General features: G+C 74.3%; 17 protein-coding genes. 7 read left to right on the top strand and 10 right to left on the bottom strand.

What is annotated here, in order from left to right:
* Positions 1-37: 37 nt before the first annotated feature.
* Complete coding sequence (locus ACZ6B1_RS25465) at positions 38-559, top strand: DUF2231 domain-containing protein (protein WP_468781997.1); 522 nt, start codon at positions 38-40, stop codon at positions 557-559.
* Between the two features lie 63 nt (positions 560-622).
* On the opposite strand, the gene ACZ6B1_RS25460 is transcribed toward ACZ6B1_RS25465, so the two are convergent.
* Positions 623-1,405 carry a GntR family transcriptional regulator gene (locus ACZ6B1_RS25460; RefSeq protein WP_468781996.1) on the bottom strand — a complete coding sequence of 261 codons (783 nt, stop codon included), beginning with the start codon at positions 1,403-1,405 and terminating at the stop codon, positions 623-625.
* A 165-nt stretch (positions 1,406-1,570) separates the two neighbouring features.
* On the opposite strand from ACZ6B1_RS25460, the gene ACZ6B1_RS25455 reads away from it, so the two are divergent.
* The gene (locus ACZ6B1_RS25455; protein ID WP_468781994.1) at positions 1,571-2,410 is read left to right on the top strand and encodes a (2Fe-2S)-binding protein; all 840 of its coding nucleotides are present in this window, start codon (positions 1,571-1,573) and stop codon (positions 2,408-2,410) included.
* A 302-nt stretch (positions 2,411-2,712) separates the two neighbouring features.
* On the top strand, positions 2,713-3,756 hold the full coding sequence (locus tag ACZ6B1_RS25450) for a DUF2637 domain-containing protein (RefSeq protein ID WP_468781992.1): 1,044 nt from the start codon (positions 2,713-2,715) through the stop codon (positions 3,754-3,756).
* A 106-nt stretch (positions 3,757-3,862) separates the two neighbouring features.
* Here the strand turns inward: ACZ6B1_RS25450 and ACZ6B1_RS25445 are convergent, their stop codons facing one another.
* The 3 genes from ACZ6B1_RS25445 to ACZ6B1_RS25435 all read right to left on the bottom strand — a co-directional run bounded on the left by ACZ6B1_RS25445 (position 3,863) and on the right by ACZ6B1_RS25435 (position 7,822).
* Positions 3,863-4,315: an ATP-binding protein gene (locus tag ACZ6B1_RS25445; RefSeq protein ID WP_468781991.1), complete on the bottom strand. Its 453-nt coding sequence runs from the start codon at positions 4,313-4,315 to the stop codon at positions 3,863-3,865.
* A gap of 328 nt (positions 4,316-4,643) precedes the next feature.
* Positions 4,644-6,386, bottom strand: coding sequence for a pyruvate dehydrogenase (locus tag ACZ6B1_RS25440; protein ID WP_468781989.1), 1,743 nt, complete (start codon positions 6,384-6,386; stop codon positions 4,644-4,646).
* A 68-nt stretch (positions 6,387-6,454) separates the two neighbouring features.
* Entirely contained in the window at positions 6,455-7,822 is a 1,368-nt protein-coding gene (locus ACZ6B1_RS25435) for a protein phosphatase 2C domain-containing protein (RefSeq protein WP_468781987.1), read from the bottom strand.
* Between the two features lie 431 nt (positions 7,823-8,253).
* Between ACZ6B1_RS25435 and ACZ6B1_RS25430 the strand changes: the two genes are divergently transcribed.
* Complete coding sequence (locus tag ACZ6B1_RS25430; protein ID WP_468781985.1) at positions 8,254-9,243, top strand: helix-turn-helix domain-containing protein; 990 nt, start codon at positions 8,254-8,256, stop codon at positions 9,241-9,243.
* A 36-nt stretch (positions 9,244-9,279) separates the two neighbouring features.
* Positions 9,280-9,762 carry a DUF456 domain-containing protein gene (locus tag ACZ6B1_RS25425; RefSeq protein ID WP_468781983.1) on the top strand — a complete coding sequence of 161 codons (483 nt, stop codon included), beginning with the start codon at positions 9,280-9,282 and terminating at the stop codon, positions 9,760-9,762.
* Positions 9,763-9,766: 4 nt separating this feature from the next.
* Here ACZ6B1_RS25425 and ACZ6B1_RS25420 read toward each other — a convergent pair whose 3' ends face one another.
* The 4 genes from ACZ6B1_RS25420 to rsgA all read right to left on the bottom strand — a co-directional run bounded on the left by ACZ6B1_RS25420 (position 9,767) and on the right by rsgA (position 14,259).
* Complete coding sequence (locus ACZ6B1_RS25420) at positions 9,767-10,942, bottom strand: GDSL-type esterase/lipase family protein (RefSeq protein WP_468781981.1); 1,176 nt, start codon at positions 10,940-10,942, stop codon at positions 9,767-9,769.
* A 167-nt stretch (positions 10,943-11,109) separates the two neighbouring features.
* On the bottom strand, positions 11,110-11,625 hold the full coding sequence (locus ACZ6B1_RS25415) for a methylated-DNA--[protein]-cysteine S-methyltransferase (protein ID WP_468781979.1): 516 nt from the start codon (positions 11,623-11,625) through the stop codon (positions 11,110-11,112).
* Positions 11,622-13,016: a DNA-3-methyladenine glycosylase 2 family protein gene (locus ACZ6B1_RS25410; RefSeq protein ID WP_468782108.1), complete on the bottom strand. Its 1,395-nt coding sequence runs from the start codon at positions 13,014-13,016 to the stop codon at positions 11,622-11,624. The genes ACZ6B1_RS25415 and ACZ6B1_RS25410 overlap by 4 nt, the downstream gene beginning before the upstream one ends.
* A gap of 124 nt (positions 13,017-13,140) precedes the next feature.
* Entirely contained in the window at positions 13,141-14,259 is a 1,119-nt protein-coding gene (rsgA, locus tag ACZ6B1_RS25405) for a ribosome small subunit-dependent GTPase A (RefSeq protein ID WP_468781977.1), read from the bottom strand.
* Between the two features lie 430 nt (positions 14,260-14,689).
* Here rsgA and ACZ6B1_RS25400 point away from each other — a divergent pair, with 430 nt between their 5' ends.
* Together ACZ6B1_RS25400 and ACZ6B1_RS25395 are read left to right on the top strand one after the other, a co-directional pair.
* Positions 14,690-14,893 carry a cold-shock protein gene (locus ACZ6B1_RS25400; RefSeq protein ID WP_055710303.1) on the top strand — a complete coding sequence of 68 codons (204 nt, stop codon included), beginning with the start codon at positions 14,690-14,692 and terminating at the stop codon, positions 14,891-14,893.
* Between the two features lie 87 nt (positions 14,894-14,980).
* On the top strand, positions 14,981-16,705 hold the full coding sequence (locus ACZ6B1_RS25395) for a DEAD/DEAH box helicase (RefSeq protein WP_468781975.1): 1,725 nt from the start codon (positions 14,981-14,983) through the stop codon (positions 16,703-16,705).
* Between the two features lie 31 nt (positions 16,706-16,736).
* On the opposite strand, the gene ACZ6B1_RS25390 is transcribed toward ACZ6B1_RS25395, so the two are convergent.
* Positions 16,737-18,869 carry an RAD23 family protein gene (locus ACZ6B1_RS25390; RefSeq protein ID WP_468781973.1) on the bottom strand — a complete coding sequence of 711 codons (2,133 nt, stop codon included), beginning with the start codon at positions 18,867-18,869 and terminating at the stop codon, positions 16,737-16,739.
* The gene (locus tag ACZ6B1_RS25385) at positions 18,866-20,965 is read right to left on the bottom strand and encodes a hypothetical protein (RefSeq protein WP_468781971.1); all 2,100 of its coding nucleotides are present in this window, start codon (positions 20,963-20,965) and stop codon (positions 18,866-18,868) included. Before ACZ6B1_RS25385 ends, ACZ6B1_RS25390 begins: the two co-directional genes overlap by 4 nt.
* Between the last annotated feature and the right edge of the window lie 17 nt (positions 20,966-20,982).

Below are 20,982 nucleotides of genomic sequence, written 5' to 3'. Positions count from 1 at the left end.
CCAGTGTGGCGCGCCCCGGCCCCCTCAGGAGTGCTCGATGAGGCTGGTCAACGGCATGCCGGCCCATGTCCTGCTGGTTCACATGGTCGTCGTACTGATACCGCTGACCGCGCTGGCCCTGGTGGCCGGCGCGGTGTGGCCGCGGGCCGCCCGGCGGCTCGGCGTGCTGCTGCCCTCGCTCGCCCTCGTCGCCCTGGTCAGCGTGCCGCTGACCACCGAGGGCGGCGAGTGGCTGGAGCGGCACGTCGACGACGACGCGCTGGTGCGGCGGCACACCGAGCTCGGTGACGGGCTGCTGCCGTGGGCGCTGGGCCTGTTCGTCCTGGCGGCGGTCGTGTGGTGGTCGGCACGGGGTTCGAGGCCGGGGGGCCAGGACGGCGGCGCGGGGCGGGCCACACGGCTCACCTCGCTGCCGCTGCGGCTCGTGGTGTCGGTGCTGTCCCTGGCGGTGGCGGCCGGAGCCGTGGTGGACGTGTACCGCATCGGCGACTCCGGGGCGAAGGCCGCCTGGCACGACGCCTATTCAAAGAGCGCGCACGCCGAGCGCGACGGTTCCTGACCCCTGCCCCCGGGGGGAGCGGGGAGGCCCGCTCCGCCGCGGCCCCGAGGTGTCCGGCCGGCCTCAGGCGGCGCCCGCGAAGTGGTCGCCGACCAGCTCCCGCACCACGTCGAGGTCGCGGGCGATCAGCGCGTCCAGCAGTGCCGTGTGCTCGGCGGCGTCGGCCACGAGGTCGGCGCGGCCGTGCCGGACGGGGCCGCCGACCAGCGGCCACTGGGAGCGCCGGTGGAGGTCCTCCGCCATCCGCACGAGCTGCGCGTTGCCCGCGAGGGACAGCACCGCCCGGTGGAAGGCGCGGTCGGACTCCGCGTACGTCGCCGCGCAGCCGGAGGACGCGGCGCGCACCGTGTCCTCGGCCAGCGGCCGCAACTCGGCCCAGCGCTCGGCGGGCACCGTACGGGCCAGCCGCAGCATCACCGGCACCTCCAGCAGCGCCCGCACCTCGGCCAGCTCGGCCAGCTCCCGGGCGCCCCGCTCCATGACCCGGAAGCCCCGGTTGGGCACCACCTCGACGGCGCCCTCGAGGGTGAGCTGCTGCATGGCCTCGCGCACCGGTGTCGCCGACACCCCGAAGCGCTCGCCGAGGGCCGGCGCCGAGTAGACCTCGCCCGGTTTCAGCTCGCCCGCCACCAGGGCCGTCCGCAGCGCGTCCAGGATCTGCCCGCGCACCGAGGAGCGCTGCACGGCCGCCCTGGGCCGCGGGATCGGGCGCTCGTTGTGGGTGTGCTCGCCCCGCGCCCCGGGCAGGCCGGTGTCCCGCCGTTCGGCCGGCTCCGCCGCGCGCTCCCGCGCCGGGGCCCGGACCTCGCCGAACGGGTCGGCGGAGCCCTGCACACCCTGCTTCACGGGGCCTCCTCCGGCTTGTCGGCACTTGGGGTCATTAACGGCGGGTTGTCACTTGTCCGTCAAGCACCATAGGCGCACAGGGCGGCTCTTCAAATTTCCCGAAGAATGGATAAGGTTAGGCTTACCTTTGCACTCACCCCGCGATCGAGGTCCGGTGATCCCGCCATGCCCGCTACGGCCTCGCCGTTCACCGCCGCGTACGCCCGCCTCTCCGCGGCCTGCCCGGGGCTGACGGTCACCGAGCCGGACCCGGCGCAGGCGCTGCCCGAGGGCGGCGGCTGGGTCGGCGCCGCCGGGCTCGCCGAGGGCGGGGACCGGCTCGACGCCTTCCTCGCGTGGGACGAGGCCCAGGTACTGCGGGACTACGGCCGGCGGGCCCGCCCGGACGTCGTCGCGAGCTTCGGACTGCACCGCTACGCCTGGCCGGCCTGCCTACTCATCACCGTCCCGTGGTTCCTGCGCCGCCGGGTGCCCCGGCTGCCCGTGACGGGGGTCTCGTACGATCGCGCCGCCGGCCGCATGGCCGTCCGCCCCACCTCCTTCGCCTGCCTGCCGGGCGATCCGGCGGCCTCGCTGCCCGGCGCGGTCGTCGTACCGGACGAGGAGGCGCTGCGGGCGGAGGTGCGCGCGGCCGTCGCCGAGCACCTGGAGCCGGTGCTCGCCGCCTTCGGGCCGCGGATGCGGCGGCGCGGGCGGGCCCTGTGGGGCATGGCGACCGACGAGGTCGTGGAGGGCCTGTGGTACGTCGCCCACCTGTTCGGCGCGGAGGAGGAGCAGCGGGCCGTGCGGGAGCTGGAGCTGCTGCTGCCGGGGGCGACGCGGCCGTACGCCGGCTCGGCCGCGTTCCGCGAGCTGACCGGGCCGGACGGCGAGCCGCTGGCCACCCGGGACCGCGCGAGCTGCTGCATGTTCTACACCGTGCGCCCCGAGGACACCTGCGCCACCTGCCCGCGCACCTGCGACAGCGACCGGATCGCCAAACTCACCGCCACCGTGGCCGCCTGAGTCCCCCTCAGGTGCGGACGGCGCCCCCGCGTCCACTAAGATCATCACGATCGGACCACCGGCCGCGGACAGGCAGTTCACAACTCCCTCACCCGCATCGGGAACTTTCCGGGGAACCATCCCTACGGGTAGTCTTATTCGAACTCAACTCCCGCCCCTCAAGCGGCAGTTCGAGCAGAACGTCGCCCTGGGCATCCCCTTGCACCTCGTTGGCGGCCTCTTGCCCCGAAACCCCCTGAGGGCCGTCCGGAGTGGGCCACTATGGCGGGCGTTACGCCCTATCCCAATGCAAGGGACCCCTGATGAGACTGACCGACATATCGCTGAACTGGCTGCTTCCGGGCGCCGTGCTGCTCCTGGGCCTGCTGGCGGCGGTGGCGGTGCTCTCGCGCGGCAAGCGCTCCTCCGGGGAGAACGCGAGTGCGGACGACTCGTGGGAGCGCAGCGAGGAGCGCCGCAGGCGCAAGGAGGCCGTTTACGGCACCGCCTCCTACGTGCTGCTGTTCTGCTGTGCGGCGGTCGCGGCCGCCCTCTCCTTCCACGGCCTGGTCGGCTTCGGTGAGCAGAACCTCGGGCTGACCGGCGGCTGGCAGTACCTGGTGCCGTTCGGTCTGGACGGCGCGGCGATGTTCTGTTCCGTCCTCGCGGTGCGCGAGGCCAGCCACGGTGACGCGGCCCTGGGCTCCCGGATACTGGTGTGGATGTTCGCCGCCGCGGCCGCCTGGTTCAACTGGGTGCACGCGCCCCGGGGCATGGGGCACGACGGCGCTCCGCAGTTCTTCTCCGGCATGTCGCTGTCCGCGGCCGTCCTGTTCGACCGCGCGCTGAAGCAGACCCGCCGGGCCGCGCTGCGCGAGCAGGGCCTGGTGCCCCGCCCGCTGCCGCAGATCCGCATCGTCCGCTGGCTCAGGGCACCGCGCGAGACCTACAGGGCGTGGTCCCTCATGCTCCTGGAGGGCGTGCGCAGCCTGGACGAGGCGGTCGAGGAGGTGCGCGACGACCAGCGGCAGAAGGACGAGGCGCGCCGGCGCCGGCGTGACCAGCAGCGCGTCGAGCGCGCCCAGCTGCGTGCGATCAGCCGGGGTCACCGCGGCTTCGCCGGACGCGGCGGCGGCCGTCAGGTGGAGGTGCAGGCGGTGGAACGTGGCCCCGCGCCGGCGACCGCGGAGCCTGCCATATCGGCGCCGGAGCCGTTGCCCGCCCGCTCTCGGCCCTCCCTTCAGCCGGTCCGCAAGAGCGCTGAGGCGATCACCGTCGACCTCACCGCGGAAGACGACACGATGGGGCTTCCGCGCCTGGACTCCCTGGAGCGCAAACTGAAGGATCTGGAGCAGCAGTTCGGCTAGAACCGGACCGGGGATCGGGGACTGGGGACTGGGCTCATCTCGGGACGGGGGCGTGACCGCGCGGGTCACGCCCCCGTCCCGTGTCCGTCTCCGCGGCCGGTCCGCCTCAGGCCGCCTCGGCGCCGAGTTCGAACCACACCGACTTGCCCACGCCGTGCGGCCGTACGCCCCAGGAGTCCGCGAGGGACTCCACGAGGACCAGCCCCCGGCCACCTGTGTCCTCCCCCGCGTCCGGTGTGCGCGGCAGCGGTCTGCGGGCCACGAAGTCCCGTACCTCCACGTGCAGTCCGCCGGCCGAGACGACGGCGGTCAGCACGGCGTCGCGGTCGGTGTGCACGAGCGCGTTGGTGACGAGTTCGCTGGTGAGCAGTTCGGCTATCTCCGAGCGGCCCGGCCTGCCCCAGTGCCGCAGCAGTTCGCGCAGTTCCCGGCGCGCCTCGGGCACCGCCCTCAGGTCCGCCCGCCCCAGCCTGCGCCGTAGCCGCTGCTGATGCCGCTCGCGTTCGGTGATGGTGTCGGTCTCTTCCCCCGCCTGAGCCGAGGAGGCCCCGATGGTCACGGGACCGCCCCCTCGTGCCTGCCTCTTCATGACCCCCGCCCGCACGTTTCCGGACCTGCCCCTCCTGGTCGAACACGTTCACGGGGATCCATTCCCCATGCGCCTGCGGGCAGTCCTCGGGTCCGGCCGACGGCCGTGTGTTCGGCCACGGCCGCCCGCGCCTCGCGCACGGCCCCGGACACCGCCGCGAACCCGCTCCGCCCGGCAGGACCGCCGTACGGTGCCACGAACGCCCCAGGACGGGCGGACCGGGACGGGTGGCACCGGTGGTCGGTTCGCCGTCACAGGCGGTGAAAGTGGCCAAAAACCACCGTTGCCCGGCGGTGTCTCAGGGCCTGGGGACGTTGCGCAGGTTGGAGCGGGCCAGCTGGACCATGCGGCCGACACCGCCGTCCAGCACCATCTTCGAGGCGGACAGCGCGAACCCGGTGACCATCTCGGCACTGATCTTGGGCGGGATGGACAGGGCGTTGGGATCGGTGACGATGTCCACCAGCGCCGGCCCCTTGTGCCGGAAGGCGTCCTTGAGCGCTCCGGCGAGCTGCTTGGGCTTCTCCACCCGCACCCCGTAGGCACCGCAGGCACGGGCGACGGCGGCGAAGTCCGGGTTGGTGTTGGCCGTGCCGTACGAGGGCAGGCCCGCGACCAGCATCTCCAGTTCGACCATGCTGAGCGCGGAGTTGTTGAACAGCACGACCTTCACCGGCAGGTCGTACTGCACGAGCGTGAGGAAGTCGCCCATCAGCATGGCGAACCCGCCGTCGCCCGACATGGAGACGACCTGCCGGCGCCGGTCGGTGAACTGGGCGCCGATCGCCATCGGCAGGGCGTTCGCCATCGAGCCGTGCGAGAAGGAACCGATGATCCGGCGGCGGCCGTTGGGCGAGATGTAGCGCGCGGCCCACACGTTGCACATGCCCGTGTCGACCGTGAACACCGCGTCGTCGGCGGCGACTTCGTCGAGGACGGCGGCCACGTACTCGGGGTGGATGGGGACGTGCTTCTCCACCTTGCGGGTGTAGGCCTTGACCACGCCCTCCAGCGCGTCGGCGTGTTTCTTCAGCATCCGGTCGAGGAAGCGCCGGTTCGTCTTCTCCTTCACCCGCGGGATGAGACAGCGCAGCGTCTCGCGCACGTCGCCCCACACGGCGAGGTCGAGCCGGGAGCGCCGGCCGAGGACCTCGGGCCGCACATCGACCTGGGCGATCTTCACGTCGGTCGGCAGGAAGGCGTTGTACGGGAAGTCGGTGCCCAGCAGGATCAGCAGGTCGCACTCGTGGGTGGCCTCGTAGGCGGCGCCGTAGCCGAGCAGCCCGCTCATGCCGACGTCGAACGGGTTGTCGTACTGGATGAACTCCTTGCCCCTGAGGGCGTGTCCGACCGGGGACTTGATCTTCTCGGCGAACCGCATCACCTCGGCGTGCGCGCCGGCCGTTCCGCTGCCGCAGAAGAGGGTGACCTTGCCGGCCTCGTCGATCATGTCCACGAGCTTGTCGAGCTCCGCGTCGCCGGGCCGGATCGTGGGCCGGGAGGTGACGAGGGCGCTCTCGGCGGCGCGTTCCGGAGCGGGCTCGTCGGCGATGTCACCGGGCAGCGAGACCACGCTCACGCCGCTCTGCCCGACGGCGTGCTGGATGGCGGTCTGCAGCAGCCGGGGCATCTGCTTCGGGCTGGAGATCAGCTCGCTGTAGTGGCTGCACTCCTGGAAGAGCCGGTCCGGGTGGGTCTCCTGGAAGTAGCCGAGGCCGATCTCGCTGGAAGGGATGTGCGAGGCCAGCGCGAGCACCGGGGCCATGGAACGGTGCGCGTCGTACAGGCCGTTGATGAGGTGCAGGTTGCCCGGGCCGCAGGAGCCGGCGCAGGCCGCCAGCCGGCCGGTGATCTGGGCCTCGGCACCGGCCGCGAAGGCCGCGGTCTCCTCGTGGCGCACATGGATCCAGTCCACGGCGGAGTGGCGGCGCACGGCGTCCACGACCGGGTTGAGGCTGTCCCCGACGACGCCGTAGAGGCGGCGCACTCCGGCCCGGACGAGGATGTCGACGAACTGCTCGGCGACGTTCTGTTTGGCCATGGCTGTCGTCTGCCCCTTCGCTGTCCCGGGATACGCCCTCCCGGTCCATCAAGTCACAGGGGCGGCGGTTACGCCTCCCATACGGCCGCCGCCGTACGGTCGTCGGCGTACCCCTTCACCCGCACCTGGGCGTCCGCGAGGAACGCGGCGAGGCCGGGCGGGGTGGGACCGGACCAGCGGCGGGCCAGGTAGGCGCAGAGCGCGGGCTCGCCGCGCAGGGGTTCGGCGAGCCCGCCGGTCGCCATCACCAGCACATCACCCGGGCGGGCTACCGAGGCGCGGAAGCGGAAGGGCGCGCGGGGCGGCTCGGGGGCGGGCTCGAACGGGCTCGGCGGGACCGGGATGCCGAAGTCCATGGTGAGCCGGTCGCCCTCCGGGGTCTCGGCGGGGACCGAGCCGAAGCCGACGACCGGTTCGCCGGTGGTGCCGGCGGACGGCACGCCGGGCTCGATGTCCTGCCACTCGCCGCCGCGCAGCCGGAACAGTCCCCCTTCCCCGACGCCGAAGAACACGCGGGTACGGCAGCCGGGGTCGGCGGGGAGCAGCAGGCAGCGCAGGCCGGCGGTGTACTCCTCGGGGTCCAGGCCCCGCTCGGCGGCGTCGGTGCGCAGCCTGCCGAGACCGCGTTCGGTCAGCCGTTGCAGACCGGACTTCAGCTCGCCGCGCCGGGCGGCCCGGAGGTCCTCGACGAGCCGCCCGTGGCTGCGGCCCACGGCCCGGCCGATCAGCCGGCACGCCTCCGCCGCCGCCCGGTGCGCGCCGGGCGCCGCCCGTGCGCCGGTCGCCATGGCGACGAGCACCAGCGCCTGTTCGCCCGCACCGAACCGCGCGGTCAGCAGCGCGTCCCGGCGCGGCTCGCCCCGGTACCGCGCCGAGTCCCCGCGCAGCGACACGGCCCGCAGGGTGCAGGTCCCGTACTGGGCCCCGTCCAGAGCGGTGTCGGCCACCTGCTCCGCCAGCTCGTCCGGATCGGCGAGGGGCAGCGCGGTGGGCTCGGGGTCGTAGGTGGGCGGCCCGGAGCCGACGTGGTCGAGGGCGGCGGTAGGTGAGGGGACCGCGGGAGGCAAGGGGGCGGCGTGGGAGGGAGGCGGCGGTGCCGGGGGCTCGGGGGGCACGGCCGGGGGTGCCTTCGGCGGGGCCGGGGTGCGCTGGGCCGGAACCGCGCGGTCCGGGGACGCGCGGTCGGGGACCGGGCGGTCCGGTGACGGCCGGTTGGGCGGCGGCTGATCGGGGGCCGGTGTGCCGCGGGGCTCCCGGGGCGCGCCCGGGGTCTCGTTCCCGCCGGACCGATCCCGCACCGCGTTCCGGGCCGAGGCGAAGCGGTCGTCCAGGGAGTCGGGGGCCGCCGTGGGCCCCGTGTCCTCGGTGGAGTCGTCGTACAGCTGTCCCCACCAGTCGTCGTCATGACGGGCGGGCCTGCCCCCCTGCTGGCTCATGCCCCTAATTGTCCACCGCGGGGGCCGTATGAAAACGGGGCATGGGGAAATTCCGGCGTCCACGTCCGCGGTCGCACGGCGCGGCGGAGGGTGACCCGAACTGCCGTACGAGAAAGGTGTGATGGCCGCCGAGCGGTCCCACCCCCCACGGGAGGACCGCCCGGCGGCGTTCTGGGTGACCCGGCCACGCGGTCGAGTGACCGGATCCGGTCGCACCATGCCTCGGCTTTCCTGGGCCGCGGCTGTGCGCCACCGGCCTGGCCGGGTGTCCGCCGGTGCTGTTCAGCCTGGCAGAGTGACCGCTGGTACGACGATGATGTGCGGCGGCGGGTTTGCGCCGTGGCCGGTTTCCGCCACGGATCCCCGCGTGAATGGCCTGTTCTCAGGTCTTGTTCTCGGGGCTTGTTCTCAGGAAAGGGGAACGCGGTTCGATGCTGGCAGCGATAGGCCTGGACGAGACCCACGAGGCCGCGTACCGGGCGCTGGTGGCCGTGGGCGCCGCCGAGGTGGCCGATCTGGCACGGCGGCTGTCGCTGGCCGAACCGGACACCGAGCGCGCCTTGCGCCGGCTGGAGGGGCACGGCCTGGCGGCCCAGTCCCCGGCACGGCCGGGCCGCTGGGTGGCGGCGCCGCCCGGGGTGGCGCTGGCCGCGCTGCTGGCACAGCGGCGGCACGAGCTGGAGAAGGCGGAGCTGGCGGCGGTGCTGCTGGCCGAGGAGTACCGGGCCACGGCGGCCGAGCCGGAGGTGCACGACCTGGTGGAGGTGGTGACCGGCGCCTCGGCGGTGGCGCAGCGCTTCCTGCAGATGCAGCTCGGCGCCACCGAGGAGGTGTGCGCGCTGGTCACCGGCACCCCGATGGTGGTCTCCGGGATGGAGAACGACGCGGAGGAGCAGGCGGCCGGGCGCGGGGTCCGCTACCGGGTGGTGGTGGAGCGGGCGGTGCTTGACCTGCCGCACGGGCTGACCGAGCTGACGGCGGCGCTCGGCCGGAACGAGCGGGTGCGGGTGATGGACCGGGTGCCGACGAAGCTGGTGATCGCCGACCGGTCGCTCGCCATGGTGCCGCTCACCACCAGGACGGTGGAGCCGGCCGCGCTGGTGGTGCACGCGAGCGGGCTGCTGGAGCTGCTGGCGGGCTTGTTCGACTCGGTGTGGCGCGAGGCGCTGCCGCTCCGGCTGGCCGCCTCCGGGGTCGCCGAGCAGCGGCCGGACGGGCCGGATTCGACCGACCTGGAGGTGCTGTCGCTGCTGCTGGCCGGGCTGACCGACGCGAGCGTGGCCAAGCAGCTCGATCTGGGCCTGCGGACCGTGCAGCGCCGGGTGAAGCGGCTGATGGAGCTGGCCGGGGTGACGACCCGGCTGCAACTGGGCTGGCACGCCTACGAGCGGGGCTGGGTGTCCCGCGACGATCCCCTCTGACCTGCGACGCCTTCACTCCTCGGGCACGCTGGGCAGATGGGAGCGTGGGAACTCCTGTTGGTCGGCGTGGTGATCGCGCTCGGCCTGTGCGGAGTGCTGGTGCCCGGGGTGCCGGGGTCCTGGCTGGTGTGGGCCGCGGTGCTGTGGTGGGCGCTGAAGGACCCGCGGCCGCTGGCCTGGGCGGTGCTGGTGGGCGCGACCGGCCTGCTGCTGGTGTCGCTGGTGGTGCGCTGGGCGCTGCCCCCGCGCCGGCTGCGGGCGAGCGGCGCCACGCCCCGCATGGCCGTGTACGCCGGGACGGGCGCAGTCCTCGGCTTCGTGCTGCTGCCGGTGCTCGGCGCGCTGCCGGGCTTCCTGGCCGGGATCTATCTGCACGAGCGGCTGCGGCTCGGCGGGCACGGCGAGGCGATGTCCGCGCTGCGCACGACGATGCGGTCGGGCGGTTCCAGCGTGCTCGCCGAGCTGTTCGCCTGTCTGCTGACCGCGGGGGCGTGGCTGGCCGCGGTGGTGTGGGGCTGACCGGTCAGCGGGCGAGTGCCGCGGCGACGGTTCCGGCGATCTCACGCATGCCGGCGTCGTTGAAGTGCAGGTGGTCGCCGGGGTCGTAGCCGGGCAGGATGCGCTCGGGGCGGGCCGGGTCGCGTACGGCGGCGTCGGCGTCGGCGACGGCGTCGAAGGCGCCGCCGGTGCGGATGAACGTGTTGACCCGCTGCCGTACGGCCTCACCGGCCGCCGTGTACGCGGTGTGGCCGGCGTAGGGCGTGAGGGTGACGCCGACGACCCGGACGCCGTGGGCGTGGGCGCGGGCGACGAGGGTGCGGTACGCGGCGGCGAAGGCGGCGGGGTCGTCCGCCACCGGGGTGCCCTTGATGTCGTTGATGCCCTCCAGCACGACCACGACCCGTGCCCCGGCCCGGTCCAGCGCGTCGGCGTCCAGCCGGGCCAGGGCGCTCGGGCCGGTGCCGTCGCGCAGCAGGCGGTTGCCCGCCACCCCCGCGTTGAGGACGCCGAGGCGCCCCAGCCGTTCGGCGAGACGGTCCGGCCAGCGGTGGTTGGTGTCGGGGGTGGAGCCGTTTCCGTCGGTGAGCGAGTCGCCGAACGCGACGACGCTGCCCTCGGCGGTGCCGAGGACGTCGACGCCGGTGACGTAGTACCAGGAGCCGGTGGCCAGGGTGTAGGCGGAGCCGGTCTCGTCGGCCGCGTGTCCCGTGCCGCCGGGGGCCAGGTAGCTGGTCTGCAGGGCGGTGCGGTGGAACGTCGCGGGGCCGGAGTCGTCCGGCGTGAGGACGGTGACCAGCAAATCGGCGGCGGCCGGCACGGTCAGCGGGACGGGATCGGTGAGCACGTCCCGGCCGGGCTGGACGGTGGCCGTCGGCGCGCCCTGGAAGGTGGCGGTGCGCAGGGTACCGGGTACGGCGTCCGGGCCGGCGGCCCGCCGCAGCGCCACCGTGACCGCGCCGAGCCGCAGGGGCGCGGTGCCGAGCCGGTTGCTGAGCCGGATCCGCACGGCGCCGCCGCCGACGCTGAGATGGACGACGTTGCGGAAGGCGGCGCCGGGCAGCGCGGCGGCGGTGCCCGACGGCGCGGCCTCCCAACTGCCGGTCCAGCGAGGCGTGGTGGTCCCGGCGACGGCACTGGCCGTCGTACCCGGCACCACCGCGAGCAACAGCGCCGCGAGCACCCGCCCGGCCTTGACCATGTACCGCCCGCCCTTTCCACGACCCGTCGCAGGTGACCGTGCCACAGGGCGGGCGTGCGGCACCGGAGCGGCACCGGGGGATCCACCCGCTCGGCGTAGGGCGGCAGGCGGGCGGGGCGGAGGAGGTCGGTTCCCGGCCGGGGCCGGCCGGCGTCGCCGCTACCCGGTCACGGGCGCGATGCCGGGGCGGGATCCGGCAGGCCGTTCTCCAGGGTGAGCAGCAGGACCTTTCGGTCGAGGCCGCCCGCGTAGCCGGTCAGGGCGCCGCCCGCGCCGATGACGCGGTGGCAGGGACGGACGATGAGGAGGGGGTTGGCGCCGATCGCGCCGCCGACGGCGCGGACGGCGGCGCGGGGTGCGCCGATGCGGGCGGCGATCTCGCCGTAGGTGGCGGTGGCGCCGTACGGCACGGTGTCCAGAGCGGCCCACACCCGCTGCCGGAACTCGGTGCCGTGGGCGCGCAGGGGCAGCCGGAACTCCTTCAGCTCACCGGCGAAGTAGGCGGCCAGTTGCTCCTCGGCGCCCCGGAAGGGCCCCGGGTCCTGTCGCCATCCGGGCTCCACGGCCCGGCCGCCCTTCTGCCCGGGCACGGACAGCGAGGTGAGGGCGCCGTCCGGGCCGGCGGTGAGCAGCAGACGTCCGACCGGGGTGTCCACGGCCGTCCAGAGGGTCGGGTCCGTCACGAGGTCCACTCTCCTGTGATGCGCAGGTGCTGGATGGCGTACGACCGCCAGGGCCGCCAGGCCTCGGGGGTGTCGAAACCGGGCGGGGCCACGTCGGGATCGCCGAGCGCCCGGACGCGGAGGACGGCGGCCACGGCGGGGTCCATGCCGGGCAGGGCGAGCAGCGCCCGCTGGGCGTCGTCCCGGTCGGCGCCCGGGTCCAGCCGTACGGTGCCGTCGGCGAGGGCGGCGGCGAGCGCGCCCAGCGGGCCGCCGGGTTCGGCCTCGGCGAGTACGGCGGGCTCCGGGAAGAGGTGCGTGAGGCTGCCGCAGGGTGCGTCCAGCGCCTTGCCGTACCGCCGTACCAGCCGCTCGGCCCCGGCCACCCCGGCGAGCGCCCGTACTGCGGGCTCCAGGGGGTCGGCGGCGCCGGGTGAGCGCAGGCCGGGCCGGGCGGCGACCAGCGGGGCCAGCCGGGGGTCGGCGGACAGCCGCTCGTCGACCGCGTACGGGTCGGCGTCGAGGTCGAACAGCCGGCGCAGCCGCTGCACGGCGGTGGTCAGGTCCCGGAGGTCAGTGAGGTGCAGCCGCGCCCGGAGCCAGCCGCCCGGATGCGTCCCGCCGCCCGGTTTCGGGCTCCGGGCGCGCTCCTCGACGGCGACGATCCCGGTGCCGTGGGGCAGCCGCAGGGTGCGCCGGTAGGTCCGGCCGCCGGGGGCGCCGGTGACCTCCTCGACGCCGGGTACGGCCTCCCGGGCGAGCTGGTCGAAGACGGCGGCGGACTGATAGGGGCCGCGGTGGGCGAGCCGCAGCGGGATGCCCGCGCCGGGGGTGGCGCGGCGGGCGCCCCGGCCCCGGGGCGCGGCGGCCCGTACCCCGGTCGGCGTGGCGTCGTACACCTGGCGGATGGTGTCGTTGAACTGACGCACACTGGCGAACCCGGACGCGAACGCGATCTCGGTGATCGGCAGGTCGGTGGTGCGCAGCAGTGTCCGGGCGGTGTGCGCCCGCTGGGCCCGGGCGAGTGCCACGGGTCCGGCGCCGAGTTCCGTGGTGAGCTGCCGCTGCACCTGCCGGGCGCTGTAGCCGAGCCGGGCGGCCAGTCCGGCCACGCCCTCGCGGTCCACGACGCCGTCGCCGATCAGGCGCATGGCCCGGCCGACCACGTCCGCGCGGACGTTCCACTCGGCCGATCCCGGCACGGCGTCCGGCCGGCACCGCCGGCAGGCCCGGAATCCGGATCCCTGCGCGGCGGCGGCCGTGCGGAAGAACCGCACGTTGGAGCGCTTCGGGGTGACCGCCGGGCAACTGGGCCGGCAGTAGATGCCGGTGGTCTCGACGGCGAAGAAGAACGCCCCGTCGAACCGCCCGTCCCGGCTGCGCACCGCCTCGTACCCGCTGTCCTCGTCCATCACGTCTTCAGTGTGACCCGCCCCGCCGGGGGCGGGCTGGCGGGAATCGGACACGCAGGTGGGAGGACGGCAGCGGGACGGACGGCGGCGGACGGGGCGGCTTCCGGTCGCCGCCGGCGGGCGGCTATGCCCAGCGGCCGCGCTTGGCCTCCATCGCGGCCCTGCCCTGCGCGCCCTTCCGTTTCCAGTCCTTCCTGATCTCGGCGCGCAGGCGGGCGTCCGTCTTGGCGACGATCCACTGGTTCTCCCGGAGCAGCTTGCGGTAGCTCTCCAGACGCCGGACCGGGAGATCTCCGCCCTCCACCGCGGAGCGCACCGCGCAGCCGGGCTCGCTCTCGTGCGCGCAGTCCTGGAACCGGCAGCGCTCGGCCAGCTCCTCGATCTCGGCGAAGACCTGCCCGACCCCGCTCTCGGCGTCGTACAGCCCGACGCCCCGCAGCCCGGGGGTGTCGATCAGCACGCCGCCGGAGGGCAGCGGCAGCAGGTTGCGGGTGGTCGTGGTGTGCCGGCCCTTGCCGTCGACGTCCCGGGCGGCCTTCACGTCCATGACGTCCTCCCCGACCAGGACGTTGGCGAGGGTGGACTTGCCGGCGCCGGACTGCCCGAGCAGCACGGTGGTGCCGCCGCCGACGAGCGCGGTGAGCACGTCGAGGCCGTCACCGTGCAGGGCGCTCACGGTGAGCACGGGCACGCCGGGCGCGGTCGTCTCGACGTCCTGGACCAGATGGGCCAGCGTCACCGGGTCCGGTACCAGGTCGGCCTTGGTGAGCACGACCACGGGCTGCGCGCCGGACTCCCAGGCCAGCGCCAGGAACCGTTCGACGCGCCCGAGGTCGAGTTCGACGGCGAGGGACACGGCGACCACGACGTGGTCGACGTTGGCCGCGAGGATCTGCCCCTCGGACCGCTTGGAGGAGGTCGACCGGACGAAAGCGGTACGGCGGGGCAGCAGGCTCCGCACGTACCGCGGATCGCCGCCTTCGGGGTCGACGGCGACCCAGTCCCCCGTGCACACGACCTTCATCGGGTCGCGGGGGACGACGAACTCGGTGTCGGCGCGGACGACGCCGGCCGGGGTCACGACGTCGCACTGGCCGCGGTCGACCCGCACGACGCGACCGGGCAGGAGACCCCGCTCGGCATGGGGAGCGAACTCGGCCGCCCAGCCCTCGTCCCAGCCGTAGCCGGCGAGAGGGTGCGACGGAACCGAAGAAGAGGAGACCGAAGAAGAGGAGAGATTCAAGGGGAACCCTTCACAGGGCGGCCCCGGCTCCGCGCACGTGCGCGCTGTGGGAAAGGTCAGCCGGAGGCCACGGAGGTGGAGTGGACGATCTTCTGGTTGCGGGCGGCACCCGTCACAGAGACAGCCATCGGTCACACCTCCCGTTCCTCATCCGGTCGACAGCGGCGACCAACGGCCGCCGCGCGAAGCGGTCTTCACACTAGAGCGGCACGCACGCGGGCGCCACCGATTTATTCGCCCCGCCCGGCCGGCCCGGAGGTCCGGGTGGGTGCGGGGCGGCGCTCCGCCGAGGTGTGCTAAGGTTCCTGCAGTTGCAGTTGTGGTACCCATGAATTCATGTGCGCCTGACGGGAATGTTTCTCCTAAGGGCGCATTATTTGTTTTTCCGGCATCTCCGGATGGGGCCTCTGCCTACCAGAAGGAGAAAGTCATGGCACAGGGAACCGTGAAGTGGTTCAACTCTGAAAAGGGTTTCGGCTTCATCGCGCAGGACGGCGGCGGCCCCGACGTCTTCGCCCACTACTCGAACATCGCGACCCAGGGCTTCCGTGAGCTCCAGGAGGGCCAGCGGGTCAGCTTCGACGTCACGCAGGGCCAGAAGGGCCCGCAGGCGGAGAACATCCTTCCCGCCTGATCGCCGGACACGTACCCGCTCACCGGGGCCCGCACCGTCATGGTGCGGACCCCGGTTTGTGCTGTTTTCAGGAAGGCAGACAACCGCATGCCCCGCAGACCCCAGAAGTCGAACCGGCGCGCCTCGTCACCCCCACCGTCCGCGTCGTCGCCGAGGGAATTCCGGCTGCCGGAGAGCACGACACCCGCACTCCCCGCTGTCGAGGACTTCGCCGGTCTGGACATGCCCGCGGCTCTGCTGAAGACGCTCACCGCGCAGGGCGTCACGACCCCGTTCCCCATCCAGGCCGCCACGCTGCCGAACTCGCTCGCCGGCCGTGACCTGCTGGGACGGGGACGCACCGGCTCCGGCAAGACTCTCGCGTTCGGACTGGCGCTGCTGGCCCGCACGGCCGGACTGCGCGCGCAGCCCAAGGCACCCCTCGCCCTCGTGCTGGTGCCCACCCGTGAGCTCGCCCAGCAGGTGACGGACGCGCTCACCCCCTACGCGACGGCGGTGAACCTCCGGCTGGCCACCGTGGTCGGCGGGCTGTCCATCACCAAGCAGGCCGGCACGCTGCGGCGCGGCGCCGAGGTGGTCGTGGCGACCCCGGGCCGCCTCAACGACCTCGTGGAGCGCGGGGACTGCGTGCTCGATGACGTGCGCATCACGGTGCTGGACGAAGCCGACCAGATGACCGACATGGGCTTCCTGCCGCAGATCACCAAGCTGATCCAGCGCGTTCGGCCCGACGGGCAGCGCATGCTCTTCTCGGCCACCCTTGACCAGAACATCGACCGCCTGGTGCAGCGGTTCCTGACCGACCCCGTGGTGCACTCCGTGGACCCGTCCGCGGGCGCGGTGACCACCATGGAACACCACGTGCTCCATGTCCTGGACGGCACCGACAAGGAGGCCGTCACCACGCGTATCGCGGCCCGTGACGGCCGGGTCATCCTCTTCCTCGACACCAAGAGGTCCGCCGACCGGCTCGCCAAGCGGCTGCTGGCCGTCGGTGTCCGCGCGGCCGCGCTGCACGGGGGCCGCTCCCAGCCGCAGCGCAACCGCACCCTGGAACAGTTCAAGACCGGCCGGGTCACCGCGCTGGTGGCGACGAACGTCGCCGCCCGGGGCATACACATCGACGACCTCGACCTCGTCGTGAACGTCGATCCCCCCACCGACCACAAGGACTACCTGCACCGGGGCGGCCGCACGGCCCGCGCCGGCGGTTCCGGCAGCGTGGTCACGCTGGTCCTGCCCGAGCAGAAGCGGGACATGACCCGGCTCATGTCCACCGCGGGCATCCGGCCCCGGACGGCCCGCGTCAGGTCGAGCGATCCGGAACTGGTCGATATCACCGGCGCCCGCGAGCCGTCCGGCGTGCCGGTGACCATCGAGGTCCCCCAGCCTGCGACACCGACGACGTCCCGCCCGGACCGGAAGACCGGCACCGAGCGTGGCGGACGGTCCGGTCGCCGACGCCGCGGCGGAGCCGGTGCGTCGGCCGGTGCGGCCACGCCGGCGGGCAACCGGGGCTCGGACCGCCGGGCGGCCGCCGATACGGCGGCGGCCGGTGACGGCTCCGCGGCCGGTGGGCGAGGCTCAGCCCGTCGGACCGGTTCCACCCGGACCACGGGTGGTGCCGCCGGCGCGGGCGGCCGGGGTGCCGACCGCCGGTCCGCGGCCGGTGCCGCGACGGGCAGCTCGTCCGGCCAGGACTCCCGCGGATCCCGCCGTCGGACGGCGGCCGGTGGTGCCACCGGCGGCGCCGCCGGTGCCGGCGGCCGCGGCTCCGACCGCCGGGGCGGCCGCCGCACCACGGCCACCTAGGCGGCCGTCGGCCGGCACGTCCGCCTCCGCCTCAGACCAGGATCAGCACGATCGCGATCATTACGGCGATCAGGCCCACGAGGCCCCCGATCACACAGCCGGGGTTGCTCGCCAGCTCGCCGAACCGGGCCCGGGCGGAGGACGGTGGCCCGGTGCCCACCGGCGGATCGGAGGAGTCCGGGGGCGTCCGGTGGACCGGCTGCGCGATGGGCGGCCGGACCGTGGGCGGTGCCGGCGGGACGGCGGAGACCGCGCCGGTGCGGAACGCGTCCCGCAGGAGCTGGCTCCACAGGACCGGTGGCAGATCGGGGACCTGTCCGTTCTCCGGCTCGACGAAGGTCTGCCAGAGCCAGTTGCCCGTGGTCGCGTGACGGTCCCGGCTCATGCCGTAGAACAGCTCCCGCAGATCGCGCAGATAGCGTTCGTCCCGGGCCAGCGGCGCCACGGCCCACTGGAAGACCCGGGCCGCCCGCTCGGCCGTCGCGGTCCTCGACAGCGTGGGCTCGGTGCCGGGCGACTGCGGCGCGAAGTACAGGTTCCGCTGCAGCACTTCGGCGCAGAGCGCGTGCCGGGTCTCCGTGCGGCGCGCCTGGAGGCGGGGCGGCTTACCGAGCTCGTGGAGGACCAGGTCGAGGGCGTCCGGCGAGAGTTGGCCCGAGCGGAGTTCGTCCAGCAGGACCTCGTCGGACTGCCTGCCGAGTTCCGCCACCAGATACCGGTGCTCCATGGCGTCCTCGCGCCGGTGCCCGCGCAGCTCGCGGTGGAGGCCACCGGCGTCCGGGGCACCCGGAGGGGCCACGGCGGAGACCGCGGGCGCGGTGTCGAAACCGTCGGGCAGCGACAGCGCCGGTGGCCCGCCGGTCCCGTACTCGGTCGAGCCCCCGGGAACGGGAGCGGGGGCGGGACCCGCTTCGGGCGAGTACGGGTACTCCGGTACGGGTGCGGGGTCGGGGGCGCGTACGAGCCGGGGCGGGGAGACCGGTTCGGCGGCGCGCACGGGCCGGGCCGGAGACTCGGAAGGGTGTACGGGACGCGGCTCGGGCCCGCGCAGTGGCGCGGGTCCGCGCGACGGTGCCGGTTCGCGTGGCGGTGCGAATTCGCGTGGCGGTGCGAATTCGCGTGGCGGTGCGAATTCGCGTGGCGGCTCGGCGTCGCGTACCGGTACGGGCTCGGGTTCGCTCACCGGTACGGGCTCGGGTTCGCGTACCGGTACGGGCTCCGACTGGTGCCGGGGGCGGGCGGCCGGGCGGCCGGTGCCGAGGATGTCCCGCAGCCGCGCGCGCCGTCGTTCCCAGTCGAGGGCCGCGCCGTCGGCAAGTTCGTCGACCAGCTGCGGCGCACCGGCGGGCGCGTCCGGGTTGGCGAGCAGGTGCTCCACCAGCCGGGCCGCCGCCCAGTGTTCGAGCCCTGGCTCGGCCGGCCGGCGGCCCATGACCCGGGCCAGCGGGCCGGAGGTGCCCGTGTCCGGCTCCCAGCGCGGAACGGACATCAGCCGCAGCGGATGGGTGTCCACGGTGTCGTAGGTGGCGAACGTCCACTCCTGGTGGAGCCAGGAGCCGAAGATCAGGAACAACCCGAGGTAGACCAGCGGCACCCGGTCCGGGTCCGGCCAGTCGCGCGGTGTCTTCTCCTCGAGGAGCAGCGACACCCGCTGGGCCGGATCGCGCAGCAGCTCGGCGGTGGCCAGGATCAGCGCGTGCTCGACGCTCGGCAGCGCGTCCAGCATGCCGGGCAGCCGCCTGAGCGCCACCTCGTCGAGTTCCGCGCAGTCGATCACGGACTGCGGGCCCTTGGCCTGCTCGGCCCTCTCCTGGGGCCCCCAGCCCCGGTACGCCAGGCCCAGGCACTGGCGTGTCATCAGGGCCCGGGGATCGCCGAAGAGGACATGGCTGACCGTGGACGGCCGGCCGCCCCGGTCGGTGGTGGGCCAGCGCTGGACGAGCATGACGTCGCCGTCGCGGGACACGGTGCGCACCACGCTCGGCCGTGCCGCCGCCGCGCCGGACACCCAGAGCAGCCTGCCGAGTTCCTTCCCCAGTCGCTCGGCCCGTTCGGGCGGGCAGGAGTGGGCGACGGCGCTCATGCCGGTGCCCTGACGGCCGTGGTTGCCATCCCAGCGGAAGACGACCTGGTGCACCGTGCCCCGGTCCTGGAAGCCGTTCACTGATGTTCCCCTCCCCCGGAGGATCCCCCGGATCCCCCGGCTCTCTGCGCTTCCTCCCACGGCACCGTCTCGAGCACGGGCGCCTCTCCCAGCGCCAGCGCCTCGGCGCCGCCCGGCACGTCGATCAGCCCGTGCATCGCCAGCAGCGCCAGCAGCGGCTCCAGCACCCGCCGGGGCCCGGCGCCCGCCGGATAACGGCCGTGGGTCTCCTGTCCCCCGGTGGCGGACGCGATGTGCAGGGTGCACCGGCGGATCGCGTCGAAGGGGCGCAGCCAGGCCTGGCCGGCGTGCCGGCGCAGCAGCCCGTACACGTCCCGGCTCTCCTCGCGGACCGGCGCGGGGTCGAGCGCGGTGGCGGGGGGCCGGGCCAGCCAGCGGTCGACGGGCGGCTGGAACCTGAGCAGGTCCGCCTTGCCGAGCACCATCGCGGCCGGTACGTCCAGGTACGCCCCGTTCTTCGGCAGCCGGTCAAGGACGGTGCCGAAGGCAAGGTCGCCGTCCCGGTTCACCTCGACGTCCAGGCGCTCCCTGACGTGGTCGAGCTGGGGCAGCGGCAGGGCCAGCGCCGGGTCGACCACGAAGATCAGGGCGTCGACCCCGAGCAGGAACCGCAGCGCCGCGTCGGTGCGTACGAGGTCCTCGCCGCCGAGGTCGAAGAAGGCCACCGGGCGCACCTGGCCACGCGCGTCGGTGATCAGCAGCGACTCCTCGAAGCGGGCGAAGTCGTCCAGGCCGAGGGCCGCCGTGTGGTCCAGGACCCGGCCGCTGCGCAGCGGCTGCACCCGCTCCCGTACGAACCGCGCGTGCTGTTCGGGGTTGACGGACTGCCACTTGAGGCCGAACGGTTCGAGCCCGCCGTCGGTGACGGCCGCGATCATCTGGGTCAGCAGATGGCTCTTGCCGGTGGAGGACTGGCCGACCATCGCCACGGTCAGCGGGCGGCCGTACGTCAGGTAGGGCACCGGGATGAAGTGCTCGGGGAAGTCCGGGTCGGCCGTGCACTTCTGGACGGCGCCGCGCATGATGTCGTTCCGCCGCACCGGGTTGCCGATACCGGCCAGGTCCAGCGGCTTGTACTGCATCCTGCTGTCGGTGACGAACAGTTTGCCGAGGTCGAGCTGGATGGCCTCCAGGCAGTAGGGGCACAGCACTTCGCCGTTGCCCGGGCCTGTCGCCGCGCCGTTGCCGTCGTCGGTACGGGCGACCGGTGCCTGCCGTTTGAGCCGCAGGGCCTCCTCGAAGGCCTCCCGGTGCGGGCGCTCCTCGTCGGCGGGCAGGGTGAGCCGGACGCGGCGGGCCGCTCCGGGCGCGAGGAGTTCGAGCAACTGGGCGGGGGTGGGCCGGTCGGCGGCGCGCGGGGCGAAGGCCTGCCGCAACACCCGGTCCAGCGCCCGGTGTTCGCCGAGATCGGCGGGGGCCCGGTCGGCGGGTCCGGGCCGTCCGGTCACCAGCCGGTAGAGCACCTGGGCGGCGCTCCACACCGCGTCCCGCGGGTCGGCGAGCCCTTCGCCCCGGCGCTGTTCGGGCGAGCAGAAGGGCGGCCGGCCCCACGGGACCCGGGGCCGTCCGGTCCGGGTCATCGCCTCCAGCCCCCAGAGCTGGACCCGGGCGCCGTCCCAGAGCACGGTGGCGGGCGACACGCCACGCGGCACCAGGCCCTGGTCGGCCAGGAGGCACAGGGCGAGCATCAGGTCCCGGGTGAGGCGCTGCTGGTCGGTCGCGGCCATCACGTGGGTGCGCGCGGCGGGGACGCCCCGGGGTGCCGCGTACAGCAGGAACGGCTCGGCGGCGTCCGGTTCGTAGCCGATGATCCGTGGGAAGAGCGCCGCGTACTCCGTGTCGTCGAGCACGCGGTGCAGGTGCAGTGCGGTGCCCGCCTCGGTGTCCAGCAGCGCGCGGGCCGCCGGGTTGGCCGCCTCGGCGGTGCCCAGGCGCACCTGCAGGCACTGCTGGCCCTCGTCGTCGAGCACGCAGTTGCGGATGAGCTGGGGCAGCAGCCGGTCACGGCGGGACTCGGGTCCGAAGCGGGCCGGGGTGACGCGGCGCCGGCCCGACGGCAGGGTGAACGCGAGCTTGTCCGAGGGCGAGCTGGTCACCGGTGGTCCTCTCCTTC

The sequence above is a fragment of the Streptomyces sp. NPDC041129 genome, from assembly GCF_055592265.1.
Note: the sequence above shows the minus strand (reverse complement) of the source record. Positions and strands in the feature narration are given on the sequence as shown.